The 12242-nt window shown below is 55.8% G+C and carries 13 protein-coding genes; 2 read left to right on the top strand and 11 right to left on the bottom strand.

Annotated features, from left to right (window positions below; all coding sequences use genetic code 11):
* Positions 1–3 precede the first annotated feature (3 nt).
* Positions 4–729, bottom strand: coding sequence for a hypothetical protein (locus tag VEV40_RS05460; RefSeq protein ID WP_324830716.1), 726 nt, complete (start codon positions 727–729; stop codon positions 4–6).
* A gap of 127 nt (positions 730–856) precedes the next feature.
* Positions 857–2029, bottom strand: coding sequence for a pyridoxal phosphate-dependent aminotransferase (locus VEV40_RS05455; RefSeq protein ID WP_324830715.1), 1173 nt, complete (start codon positions 2027–2029; stop codon positions 857–859).
* 131 nt (positions 2030–2160) lie between these two features.
* Between VEV40_RS05455 and VEV40_RS05450 the strand changes: the two genes are divergently transcribed.
* Positions 2161–2325, top strand: coding sequence for a hypothetical protein (locus VEV40_RS05450; protein WP_324830714.1), 165 nt, complete (start codon positions 2161–2163; stop codon positions 2323–2325).
* Here the strand turns inward: VEV40_RS05450 and VEV40_RS05445 are convergent.
* The 9 genes from VEV40_RS05445 to solA form a co-directional block, all read right to left on the bottom strand.
* Complete coding sequence (locus tag VEV40_RS05445; protein ID WP_324830713.1) at positions 2318–3004, bottom strand: HisA/HisF-related TIM barrel protein; 687 nt, start codon at positions 3002–3004, stop codon at positions 2318–2320. The genes VEV40_RS05450 and VEV40_RS05445 overlap by 8 nt on opposite strands.
* Positions 2998–3780: an imidazole glycerol phosphate synthase subunit HisF gene (hisF, locus tag VEV40_RS05440; RefSeq protein ID WP_324830712.1), complete on the bottom strand. Its 783-nt coding sequence runs from the start codon at positions 3778–3780 to the stop codon at positions 2998–3000. The genes VEV40_RS05445 and hisF overlap by 7 nt, the downstream gene beginning before the upstream one ends.
* A complete protein-coding gene (hisH, locus tag VEV40_RS05435; RefSeq protein ID WP_324830710.1) occupies positions 3777–4367 on the bottom strand; it encodes an imidazole glycerol phosphate synthase subunit HisH in 591 nt (196 codons plus the stop codon). The genes hisF and hisH overlap by 4 nt, the downstream gene beginning before the upstream one ends.
* A complete protein-coding gene (hisB, locus tag VEV40_RS05430) occupies positions 4364–4984 on the bottom strand; it encodes an imidazoleglycerol-phosphate dehydratase HisB (RefSeq protein WP_324830708.1) in 621 nt (206 codons plus the stop codon). The genes hisH and hisB overlap by 4 nt, the downstream gene beginning before the upstream one ends.
* Positions 4974–6056 carry a histidinol-phosphate transaminase gene (gene hisC / locus VEV40_RS05425; protein ID WP_324830707.1) on the bottom strand — a complete coding sequence of 361 codons (1083 nt, stop codon included), beginning with the start codon at positions 6054–6056 and terminating at the stop codon, positions 4974–4976. The genes hisB and hisC overlap by 11 nt, the downstream gene beginning before the upstream one ends.
* Complete coding sequence (gene hisD / locus VEV40_RS05420; protein ID WP_324830706.1) at positions 6049–7314, bottom strand: histidinol dehydrogenase; 1266 nt, start codon at positions 7312–7314, stop codon at positions 6049–6051. Before hisD ends, hisC begins: the two co-directional genes overlap by 8 nt.
* Entirely contained in the window at positions 7315–8190 is an 876-nt protein-coding gene (hisG, locus tag VEV40_RS05415; RefSeq protein WP_324830705.1) for an ATP phosphoribosyltransferase, read from the bottom strand. It abuts the gene before it with no gap.
* Positions 8190–8540, bottom strand: coding sequence for a phosphoribosyl-AMP cyclohydrolase (gene hisI, locus VEV40_RS05410; protein WP_324830704.1), 351 nt, complete (start codon positions 8538–8540; stop codon positions 8190–8192). The genes hisG and hisI overlap by 1 nt, the downstream gene beginning before the upstream one ends.
* Before the next feature lie 232 nt (positions 8541–8772).
* Positions 8773–9915 (bottom strand): N-methyl-L-tryptophan oxidase, encoded by a 1143-nt coding sequence (gene solA / locus VEV40_RS05405; protein ID WP_324830703.1) that lies wholly within the window; start codon positions 9913–9915, stop codon positions 8773–8775.
* A gap of 68 nt (positions 9916–9983) precedes the next feature.
* Here solA and VEV40_RS05400 point away from each other — a divergent pair, with 68 nt between their 5' ends.
* Positions 9984–12110: a prolyl oligopeptidase family serine peptidase gene (locus VEV40_RS05400; protein WP_324830702.1), complete on the top strand. Its 2127-nt coding sequence runs from the start codon at positions 9984–9986 to the stop codon at positions 12108–12110.
* The last annotated feature ends 132 nt before the right edge of the window (positions 12111–12242 follow it).

Here is a 12242-nt window from a genome sequence, read left to right as displayed (position 1 = left end):
ATCTTATTGCTTCTGGTGGAAGATGGCGCTGTTGATGTCCGGCCAGAATTCTTTAAAGATGAACGTCATTCCGTCGAGGCCGACATTCGTGAGCCAGTGCTGGCCGATCTTTGTCCACGTCCGTTCGCGGCTGGGATAGTAGAGACTCGAAAGAGCAGACGCAGAACCGGCGCCCATGATTTCCGAGGCGTTGAACGTCTCGTTGCCGGAGTCGGTCCGTGTAATCAATACGCGAGAAAAAGAATATCCTGTCCGCTTGATGATGCCGCCCCGGCCCAGCGTGTAATAACGTGAATCCTGCTTGAACACTGTGGGAAAAATGAATTCTACGTTGTAGTTCTCAACTGCCTGGTCGGCCAGAGTGTGCCAGTAATATCGGCCATATCCAGCGGCGCCCTGGTGAAATTCGGGGTAGGAATTCTGCGCCTGGCTGATGCCAGCCAGTATGCCGGCGAAGATGAATGCTGAATAGTCAAAACTGTCCAGCGTTGTTGTGATGAACTTGTCTTTCAGCGATTGAGGCGGAAGCTTCTCATCGACTGAAACAGAACGAAAATTCGGCACAATCCAAAGAATGCGCTTTGTTTGTTTTCCCTCAAGTGTAGGATCCGTGCTGGCGGGTTGTTGCTTCTGAGCGCTGTCGCTCTGGCTTGATGTCTGTTGAGCCAAGGCAACGTCAGGCGCATCAGGAATGTCGCTGCCAGATGCAATCGATTGCGAATGCGCCATAGTAGCGCAGGCGAGAAGGCTAAAAACGATCCATCTCGTCAAAAACGTGCGTGAGTGCATGTTGCTTTAGACGAGCGATATCGCGAACCGGGTGCAAAGAAACCGAGCAAGCATTTCAACAAATCCATCATTTAAGAAAATTTGACAGGGCTGCGATACCTGCTTCGATCGCCGCCGTAGGCACGGAGTAGCCGAACCGCACATGTCCTTCTCCCTGCGCTCCGAAAACCACGCCGGGAATCGTTGCGACGTGGGCCTTTTCCAGCAGCATTGCGGCTGCCTTCCGGCTGTCCTTGTGTACCCTCCCGATTTTAGGAAGCGCGTAGAACGCTCCCTGTGGCATTTCGCAATCAAGACCAAGCTCATTCAAAGCGTTCACGAGAAGGTCGCGCTTTTCACGGTATTCTTTCCGCCGCTGCTCGATAAAACTCTGCGGCGTGGCCAGTGCTTCCACCGCCGCCCATTGCGAGGGCGTAGAAACTCCATTCACGGAGTAAAGAACCAACTTGCGAAGTCCGGTGATGAATGGCTCCTTCGCTATGACATAGCCCACTCGCCATCCGGTCATGGCATAGCTTTTGGAAAATGTGTAGGTGGAAATAGTTCTCTCAGCCATGCCCGGCAATGAAGCAATGGACACATGATCGCCTTCATAGACGAGGTCTTCATAAGCCTCATCGGCTATTACGATGAGGTTGTGCTTTTTCGCGAATGCTGCAACCTCCTCCGCTTCCTCGCGCGAAAAGACGGCCCCGGATGGATTCTGCGGTGTGTTGTAGTAGATCGCTTTTGTATGGGGCGTGGAAAATTGTTCCAGTGCCGCAGTCAGGCCATGGCGCCTTGCACTCGCTGTGGGAACCAGCAAAGGACGTGCCTGGGCGCCTGTCACCATGTCGCGGATCGGGGTCCAGTAGGGCGAAAAGAGCAGCATATCATCGCCCGGATCGAGTACTGCCTGGAAAGCCGCATAAAGCGCATGGGCACCGCCCGCAGTTATGAGCACCTCGTCCACTGTCACATCGAGATGATTACGCTTTTTCAGCTTTTCCACCAATGCTTCGCGCAGAGGGGCGATCCCGGAGGATGGCGCGTATTTGGTCTTGTTCTCAACCAGCGCGCGCACCATGGCGTATTTGATGGGCTCGGGAGTTTCAAAGAACGGCTCGCCACCATGGAACGCGTGCACCATCTGGCCTGCTGCACGTAATTCGATGACCTTATTGCGAATCTGCACGATGTCAGAAAAGCCGACTTCATCAAGCCGTCTTGCAAGCCGCAGCGCGCTTTTTTTCGTAGTCATCTTGACCGTTCTCCGAAGAAGTCCGCCCGGCGTGATGCGAGGAGGAGCAGCGCCAGACTCTCTAGCTTATCCGAAGCCGCCGTAGTGTGAGGGTTTTTCAGAGGAGCGTTTGAAAATGTTATGTTCGGCTTATGCGCCGTTCCGCCATCTGGTTCCTGATCGCAGTACTCTGGTTCGTGGTCACAATCATCACTGCGCTGCATCAAGGCTGGCGGCTGGCATGGTTTCAGGCGCTTATTGCCCTTGTGTTTCTCGCCGTGGCCATATCGTTTCGTCGCAAAGAGAAAATCAGGTAGCGAGCGCCCCCGTATAGATGGCCATGCCCGCGACAGCATCGACCCGCATCTCGTGCAGCGCGTCAATTTCAGCCTGCTCGCGAATTCCGCCGGCAACGATGAGCTGACGGTCTGTGAGATTTCGCAACTGCCGGGCTACGTCCAGCGGAAATCCCCTCATCGTTCCCTCGGTATCGACATGCGTGTAGAGAAAAGCGGTACAGAAGGGATTGAGCGTGGCGATTGCCTGCTGCGGAGTGAGGCCAGCCTGTTCTTTCCATCCTTTGACGGCAACCTGGCCTTTTTTGGTATCGATGCTGGCTACGAATTGCTCCGTGCCAATGCCTGCCTGAATCTGCGCGGCGAGAGAGGTGTTCACAATGCCAACGCCGTTGTCGCTTCCGAACAGCGCCGAGCCAAAAATGACGCGCCTGGCTCCCGCATCAAGAACTTGACGAGCACGCCTGATATTCGCTATGCCACCACCGACCTGGCAGGGCAGACGGCGGGCGATTTTCTCAATCAATCCTGCATTATTTCCCTGGCGCATGGCAGCATCGAGATCGATCAGCTGCACCATAGGGTATGCGCTGAAGCGCTCGATCCAGTATTCAAAATCATCGAAGGCGAGCTTCAACTTTTCGCCCTGTACAAGCTGGACAATGCGGCCGCCCATCAGATCAATTGAAGGAATCAGCATGGCAACCTCACTGGAACGCCTTGTATGGCGATTTCTTCCTTAAGTTGACGGACGTTGGCGATGCCGAAGTGGAAAATGCTTGCCGCCAAAGCGGCATCCGCTTTTCCCCGTAGGAGCACATCAGCAAAATGATCAGATGTGCCTGCTCCGCCGGAAGCAATCACCGGAATTCGAACCGCCTCGCTCACTCGTGCGGTCAGTTCGCAGTCGAAGCCTGCGCGCGTTCCATCAGCGTCCATTGACGTCAGCAGAATTTCTCCTGCTCCGCGCGATTCGGCTTCCTCTGCCCAATCGAGCACCTTGTGGCCTGTGGGTTTGCGGCCTCCGCTTACGAAGACTTCGGCATCGGCGACCGGATTGCCTACTGATTTTGCACGCCTTGCATCGATGGCCACGATAACGGCCTGCGCTCCAAACTTGCTGCCGATTTCGTCGATGAGTTCAGGCCTGGCAATGGCTGCGGAGTTGATGCTGACCTTGTCGGCGCCGGCATCGAAGACAGCCGCTGCATCATCGACAGTGCGGATCCCGCCACCGACGGTAAACGGAACAAAAAGCTGGGCCGCAGTGCGTTTCACTGTATCGATCAGGGTCCCGCGGCCTTCGTGAGTTGCCGTAATATCGAGCAGGACGATTTCATCCGTGCCCGCTTCCGCATGGCGGCGGGCCAGTTCAGCCGGGTCGCCGGCGTCGATGATGTCCACGAACTGTACACCCTTGACTACGCGGCCTGCCTTGACATCAAGACATGCAATGATGCGCTTTGTCAGGCTCATGCCAGCCTCACAAAATTGTCGAGAATCCGCAGGCCTACCTGGCCGGATTTTTCCGGGTGAAACTGCACACCCATAATGTTGCCGCGTTCGACAGCGGCGGTGAATGCTACACCGTATTCTGTAACCGCCACTGTTTCATTAAGGACAGGAGCGTAATAGGAATGCGTGAAATAGACGAAATCACCGCTCGCAATGCCTTGCAGCAGGCGAGACTCCCTGACTTCCAGCGAGTTCCAGCCTACATGCGGAACTTTCATCCAATCCGCGAACCGCTCGCATCGGCCGGGAAATGTTTTAAATCCCGACGTGTCCGGGGATTCGCTGCTGCCTTCAAAAAGCCATTGCAAACCCACGCAGATGCCCAGAAACGGAGCGCCTCTCTGGACCCGCTCCGTGATTGTGCTTCTCAATCCGTGTTCGTCAAGGAAGCTTGTCGCAGAGAAGTGTCCTACGCCGGGGAGCACCAATTTATCGGCCTGTAGAACGGTGGCCGGATCGGATGTCGCTATTGCATTCGCTCCGACTGCATGCAACGCCTTCATCACAGAAGTGAGATTGCCGGCTTTGTAATCGATGACTGCGATCACAGAAGGCCCTTCGTGCTGGGAAGTATGCCGCCGAGTTGCCGGTCGCGCATGACGGCAAAGCGCAGCGCCCGCGCAAACGCCTTGAAAAGCGATTCAACTTTGTGGTGGTTCGAGCGGCCATACATCGTTTTCAGATGAACATTGGCGCGCGCGCCTCTAGCGAAGCCCTCAAAAAAATCCTCGACAAGCTCTGATTGCAAATCGCCGATAAGACGTGTTTTCACTTTGGTTTCGATAACGGAAGAAACTCGCCCGCTGAGATCAATGGCGGCGATGCCCAGCGTCTCGTCCATGGTCATCAGAAAATATCCCGCTCGCATAATGCCTTTTTTATCGCCGAGAGCGCGGTCGAAGGCTTCGCCCAGTGCGATGCCCACATCCTCGACAGTATGGTGCTGATCGACATCCAGATCGCCCTTGCACGTCAGTTCAAGATCAAACGCGCCGTGACGCGTGAACAGTTCCAGCATGTGGTCGAAGAAGCGAATACCTGTGCTGACCTTGTAGCGCCCTGATCCTTCAATCGTGAGGCGCAGCGCGATCTGCGTCTCCGCAGTCTTACGGTTGATTTCCGCAGTGCGCCTGCGTGTCGCGCGGTTTTGTCGCTTAGCTTTCATCCGGACTCCATTCAATTTCCATCAGAGTTTCTTCAAGCGCCTTAACGCCTATTGCCGTGTGCTCCAATGTCCCGACGGTGATGCGCACGCAGCCGGTGCAGCCGGGATCGCTGGAGCGGTCGCGCACCAACACGTTGCGCCGGTGCATGGCACTTGTAAATTCCTTGTGTTTGGCGCCGATTTTTACCAGGACAAAATTAGCTTCTGACGGCCAATAAGCGACACCGATCCGTTCAAGGGCATCTATGAAGAGCTTGCGTCCCTGCAATACCTCATCGACATACCAATTTAAATACGCTTCGTCTTCAATGGCTGGAGGCAGGCAGGCCAGGGCGAGACCGTTCACGCTATAGGGCGAAATCATGCGCCGCATCCAGCGCATCTGCGTTGTATGCGCGGCCAGCATGCCGAGACGTAGGCCAGCCAGTCCGTATGCTTTTGAAAATGTGCGGGCGACGACCAGATTCGGAGCCTGATCAATCAGATCAAGGACTGTTTGACCGTAGAAGTGGAAGTACGCCTCGTCGACCAGCACAATCGCGTGAGGAGCGCTTTCTAGGACTTTAAGAATTGCTTCACGCGGCACCGCGCGTCCCGTAGGGCTGTTTGGGTTTGCTATGGCGATGAGCTTTGTCGCGGGTGTGATCCTACTGAGCAGAGCATCCAGTGGGAATGAAAAATCATCCGTCGCCTGTACGCAAACGAGCTTTGCGTCTGTCGAAGAGCCATACACCTCATACATAGAATAGGTTGGCACCGGCAACAGAAACTCATTGCTGATATCGAGGTAGGTCTGGCAGAGTACATGGATCGCCTCATCGACGCCATTGGTTAGCAGGACTTGTGCGGGGTCCAGGCCCGTTTGCGACGCTACCAACCGCTCCACCGGCTCGCGCTCAGGATATTTTGTGAGGTCCGAGCGCGAGATGCGTCCTAACATTTCCAGCACCTTTGGCGAGCAGGCGAAAGTGTTTTCATTGAAGTCGAGGCGCACGCCGTCGCGCGATCCCAGGGGAGGGTGATACTCCTTTGTGCGCAGCGCTGCTTTTCGCGGACTCGGATATTCAGCCATTGGCGCCTCGTACACGGATGGCTTCCACATGGCCATGCAGTCCTTCGGCCTCGGCGAGCGCAATCGCAGATGGGCCGAGTTGTTTGACCGCTTTCCGATCATATTTCTGAACAGTAATGAGTTTCAGGAAATCTAACACGCTTAAACCGCCTCGTACCCGCGCCAAACCGCCTGTTGGCAATGTATGGTTCGGCCCGGAGATGTAATCGCCCAGCGGTTGGGCTGAGTAGTGTCCAACAAAGACTGATCCTGCATTCGTGACCCAGGCAAGGTCACTCTCTTCATCGACCGTGAGATGCTCAGGAGCGAGACGATTGGTGAGAGTCTGGGCTTCTGAAACTGTTTCAGTTACAAATATGATCCCGTTGTCCTTTATCGATTCTCTGGCAATCGGATTAGTTGCTGCACGGCGATTTGCTTCCGCAATTACACGACTGGCCAAAGCGCTGTTTGCGGTAATGAAGACGGCAAGCGCGACCGGATCATGTTCCGCCTGCGCGACGAGGTCGGATGCAATACCAGCGGGGTCGCCCTTCTCGCTTGTGACCACGATTTCCGTCGGTCCCGCGAGCATGTCGATGGTGCAGTCGAACGAAACGAGCTTTTTCGCTGCCGTTACATAAGCATTGCCGGGACCGACAATCTTGTCGACACGAGCAATGCCTTCCGTCCCATACGCCAGAGCGGCTACCGCCTGTGCGCCGCCAACTCGATAAAATTCCGTGATGCCCAGAAAACCTGCAACAGCGAGTGTTTCCGGCGCCGGCTTTGGCGATACTACTACAACTCGCTTTACTCCCGCGACCTGTGCAGGAGTAACGGTCATCAGCATCGTGGACGGGAGCGGATAGCGTCCGCCGGGAACATAACACCCAACAGATTCCAGAGGCTGGACCTGCTGGCCAACTGTCAGGCCGGGGACCTGCTCGAAGGTCCAGCTTTTCGGCATTTGCCACTGGGCGAAGCCGCGAATGTTCTTTGCCGCTATTTGAACTGCCAAGCGAAATGCAGACGGAGCCTCGCGCCATGCCTGCTGCATCTCGTCTTCGGATATTCGTAACCGTGATTGTTGCGAAATCCCGTCCAAGCGGGTGGCATGGCGACGCAGGGCCGCATCGCCGCCGCGGCGCACGGCATCAATGATGCGCCGCGCAACCAGGACGGCTCGCTCATCGATACTATTGCGGCGATTTTCCAGCTTTGCGATTAGCGCTTCCGCCCGCTTCGCATCGCGCCCGGTAGTGCGCAGCACCTTCATTTACAACACCACCTTGCTGAGCGGGTATTCGACAATGCCGGTGGCGTTTGCCGCTTTCAGCTTTGGAATGACATCGCGGACGACGCTTTCCTCAAGGATGGTATTGACCGCGACCCACAAAGAATCGCTCAAGGCTGAAACCGTTGGCGAATTCAACGCGGGCAGCACCGCCAAGATCCTCTCAAGGTTCGCTTTTTCTACATTCAGCATCAGGCCAACCTGTCCTTGCGCCGCAATCGCACCCTGCAGCATCAGCGCGACGTTGTCGATCTTCTGCTTCTTCCAGGGATCGCCATAGCTGGCCGGGTTAGCGATGAGATGTGTCTCGCTGAACATGACGGTGTCGATGATGCGCAGACGGTTTGCCTTGAGAGAGCTGCCGGTCTCCGTAACTTCGACGATCGCATCAGCCAGTGTCGGTGGTTTGACTTCCGTCGCGCCCCAGCTGAATTCCACGGTAACCGGCACGCCTTTATCCGCGAAGTAGCGCTTGGTGACAGCAACCAGTTCAGTAGCAATGGTTTTGCCGGCAAGGTCTTCCGCCTTTTGATACGGCGAGTCTTCAGGCACGGCCAGCACCCAGCGAACACGCTGGCGGCTCTGCTTGGCATAAACCAGGCTGGTAACGCTTTTTACTTCACGTCCGCTTTCGACGACCCAGTCGATTCCGGTGAGTCCGGCGTCGAGCGCGCCATGATCGACGTAGCGGGCCATCTCCTGCGCGCGGATCAAGGTGCATTCAATCTCGCTGTCATCAATCGATGGAAAATAGGAGCGCCCGTTGGCATAGATGTTCCAGCCTGCACGCTGGAACAATGCAATGGTCGCGTCCTGCAAACTGCCTTTGGGGATGCCGAGCTTCAGCTTGTTCGCCATCAGCGCACCTCCGCTGCGGCGGTAATCGCAAGGGGCCGAGTAAAGCAGCTGACTGTTCCTTCGTGGCAGACAAGGCCGTCACCTTCCACCTGCACGCGGTAGAGCACCGTGTCCTGGTCACAGTCAGTTGAGGCTTCAACAATCCGCAGGCGATTGCCGCTGGTCTCCCCCTTCATCCACAGTTTCTGGCGCGTGCGGCTCCAGAATGTTACGAAACCGCTCTCCAGCGTCTTTTGGTAGCTGGCCTCGTTCTGAAATCCAACCATCAGCACCTGGCCTGTCGAGGCGTCCTGCACAATGGCGGGCACAAGGCCATCCATTTTTGCGAAATCAATTGTCGTATCCGTCATCGCTCACCCTTCGTTAATTACCCGGCTTTACGGTTCTTGTGCAGGCGGCAGATGCAAAAAGCCCGCCTGCGCTTAACGCATCGGCGGGCTTTTAGTCCTTTGATTCTGGCTTTTTACTTTAGGCCATAAGGATTCGCCGACACGCTCGTCACGTGATGATGGTGGTGATGACGATGGTGAAGGTGAATCTGCATCTAGGTTGAAGATAACTGGCTCTCGGAATGATGTCAAATTATTTAGCGAAGCGCTGCGCCGAGAGGAAATCAATCGGATATTTTGTGCGGCCTTCGATTGCGATATCGGCCAGCGCTTCGCCGAGAACAGGAGTGAATTTAAATCCATGGCCGGAGAAGCCGCAGGCGATGGTCACTTGGGCGTAATCTGGGTGCTGCGAGACGATGAAGTGCTCATCCGGCGTCATGGTGTACATGCAAGGCGCAGCGTGGAGAAGTTTTCCGTTCAGGGATGGAATGTAAGCCGCGAGCAGTTCGCGGATTTCGTCAATGTCATGTTTCTGAATTTTGCGCTCAAGGGTTTCGGGTGTGCAGCTGTCTCCGCCGGAATGAATGGCGGCTTTCACTCCGCAGTGCTCGCAATCAGTCGCGGGAAATCCATAGAAGACCATGTCACTGGCTGTCTGCCAGATATAGATGGGGAAACGTCCACACTTGAACTGTGAAATGCCATCCGGCGGGTCAAACCACGCCATAACATGCCGTCGCACATGCAGCGGTAACGACAGTTTGAGCAGGCTCCTGGCCCACGCGCCTGGCGCAATCACCAGATGGTCCGCTTCGTAAGTCGCCTTCGAGGTGACAACGCGAATTGTGCCTGATCCGGTTACAGTCCAATCGGAAATGGGCTCTTCAAATTGCAAGACCGCTCCATGGCGCGCTGCCAGCCCCAGATGCGCGGCAACCGCGGCTTCAGGGCGCAGAAAACCAGCTTTAGTTTCATAGACCGCACAATCTTCAGTACCCGGATTAAAAACGGGAAATCGACGCCGAATCTCCTTCGCGTCGAGCAATTCATGCGCAAGATTATGCTGTTGGGCGCTTCGCAAGCTGCCTTGAACCACCCCGCTGCTCTCGGCACCCATGAACAGGCCGCCGGTAATGGTCAACAGTTGTGTTTCGGTATCGTGCTCCAACTTTTTCCATAATTCATAAGAGCGCAATACCAGCGGCACGTAGCCCGGATTCTCGTGGTACGCCTGGCGGATGATACGCGAACTGCCGTGCGAAGACCCTCGATCGTGGGCGGGCGTGAATTGCTCCAGCCCAAGCACGCGCTTGCTGCGGGCTGCAAGATGGCAGACAGCGGCGCTGCCGATCCCGCCGAGTCCGATTACGATCGCGTCAAACGTCTGTGCCATTTGTGTTCTGTGTAGATTATCCTGTGTCGTCGAACTTTATCCTGACTGTTTCGCCCACAAGGAAAACTATGCGCATTGTGAGAACTTCTGCCCTTTGCCTGATTGCCCTTCTTTGCAGCTCGTACGGATTCAGCGGAAAAACGATTGAAGGCCGCAATGGCATTTCACTGCCGGAGCCTCCGCCAACAGCGACCGACACCGTCGTTGACAATCTGCACGGAGTCGAAATAGCCGACCCTTACCGCTGGCTTGAGGATGCGAAGAGTCCGCAGACGCGAGCCTGGATAGACTTGCAGATAAAGTACACCGACGACTATCTTTCGCAGATCAAAAACCGGTCGCAGATTGTCGATGGTCTGACAAAACTGCAACGCGTGGATGTCTACTCCGTCCCCAGAGAATATGGCGGCAGAATCTTTTTTGAAAAGCGTTTGGCCGACGAAAATCAGTCCTCAATCTACATGCGCGAAGGCTGGACAAGCGCGGACATCCGATTAGTCGATGCGACCAAACTCAGCGCCGACCAGAACACGTCCGTGACGATCAACGACATCTCCAGCGACGGCAAGATGCTGGTCTACGGCGTGCGGCAGGGCGGTGCGGATGAAGAGTCCGTGCATATTCTCAATGTTGATACGCGCCAGGACCTGTCAGACTCACTGCCCAGCGCCCGCTACTTTGGCGTTGCTCTCAGTCCGGACAAGGAGGGGATCTATTACGCGCGCTTTACGCATGAAGGCACGACCATCCACTACCACAAGCTGGGCACGCCGATTGCAGACGACCCGATGCTCTTCGGCAAGGAGTATCGCGGGGAGAAGCTGGGCGAGTTGGAGCTGATCAGCGTCGGCGTTACCGACAATGGACGCTATCTGATGATCCGCATCAGCCGCGGCGTTCCAGCCACACGCGAAGACATTCTGGTTAAAGACCTGCGCAAGCCGGACAGCGAGATTGTGCCGCTGGTATACGGCATCGAGGCGCGCACCTCAGCGGTCAACATCGGTGATCGATTCTTTCTTTCAACCGACTACAATGCCGCGAACAAGCGGATTGTTGAAGCGAAGCCAGGCGAGTCACCGGAGCAGTGGAAGATCGTCATTTCCGAAGGCAAAGACGTAATTGATGGCTTCAACATCGTCGGCGGCAAGCTGTTTGTGCGACGGCTGCACGATGTGAAGACCGAGACCTCGATCTATTCGCTCGATGGAAAACAGATCGGGCAGATCACATATCCCGGCATCGGGTCAGGAACGGACTTGATCGGCCGCCCAGAGCAGAAGACCGGCTTCTATGTTTTCCAGTCCTTCATTCTGCCTCCTACGATCTACCGCTACGACACGAAAACAGGTAAGTCCGACATTTTCTTCCAGCCGAAGGTTCCGTTTGATACATCGCAGTATGAGATCAAGCAGGTCTTCTATACCTCCAAAGACGGCACGCGCGTTCCCATGTTTATCGCCGGGAAAAAGGGTCTGAAGCAAGACGGCAGCGCGCACCTGCTGATGACCGGCTACGGCGGCTTCGAAATTCCCATGCTGGCGGCATGGAACCCCGAGTACGCCTGGTGGATGGAGCAGGGTGGCTACTTTGCCCAGCCTAACCTGCGCGGAGGCGACGAGTACGGCGAAGCGTGGCACAAAGCGGCGATGTTTGAAAAGAAGCAGAACGTCTTTGACGACTGGTTTTCTGCTGCCGAGTACCTCATCCAAAACCACTACACTACGCCGGAGCGCTTTGCTATTCGCGGGCGGTCAAACGGCGGCTTATTGATGGGCGCGTCGATAACGCAGCGGCCCGACTTGTTCGGAGCGATCTGGTGCGGCTATCCGCTGCTCGACATGCTGCGCTATCAGGATTTCCTTATCGGTCGCTTCTGGACGACGGAGTACGGCGACGCAGACAATGCCAGGGACTTTCCTTACCTGCTGAAGTACTCACCCTATCAGAACGTGAAGCCGGGGACGAAGTATCCGGCCATTATGTTCTTTACTGGCGATAGTGACACGCGCGTCGACCCGCTGCACGCGCGCAAGATGACGGCGCGGGTGCAGGCGGCAAATGGCGGAGATCGGCCCATTCTGCTGCACTACAGCCTGAAGGGCGGTCACAGCTCGGGAGTCTCGCTTACTCAACTGGTGGATGATGAGGCGGATGAGTTGGCGTTTCTATGGAACGAAACGAGCGCGCCGTAGCCGTGCCGAGTTTGAGTTCTATGTCCGATCCAGCAAATTATGGGGTGGATAAGTCACTGTGGGCTTGACAAGATTTTTCTCCAGACCCGAGGCTGAGATCCCTTCCGTGTGTCCGGTGCTTCCGCCGGAGGC

This window comes from Alloacidobacterium sp., from assembly GCF_035631355.1.
Taxonomy (GTDB): Bacteria; Acidobacteriota; Terriglobia; order Terriglobales; family Acidobacteriaceae; genus Alloacidobacterium.
The sequence above is the reverse complement of the archived record's forward strand: the minus strand, read 5'-3'. Positions and strand labels throughout refer to the sequence as shown.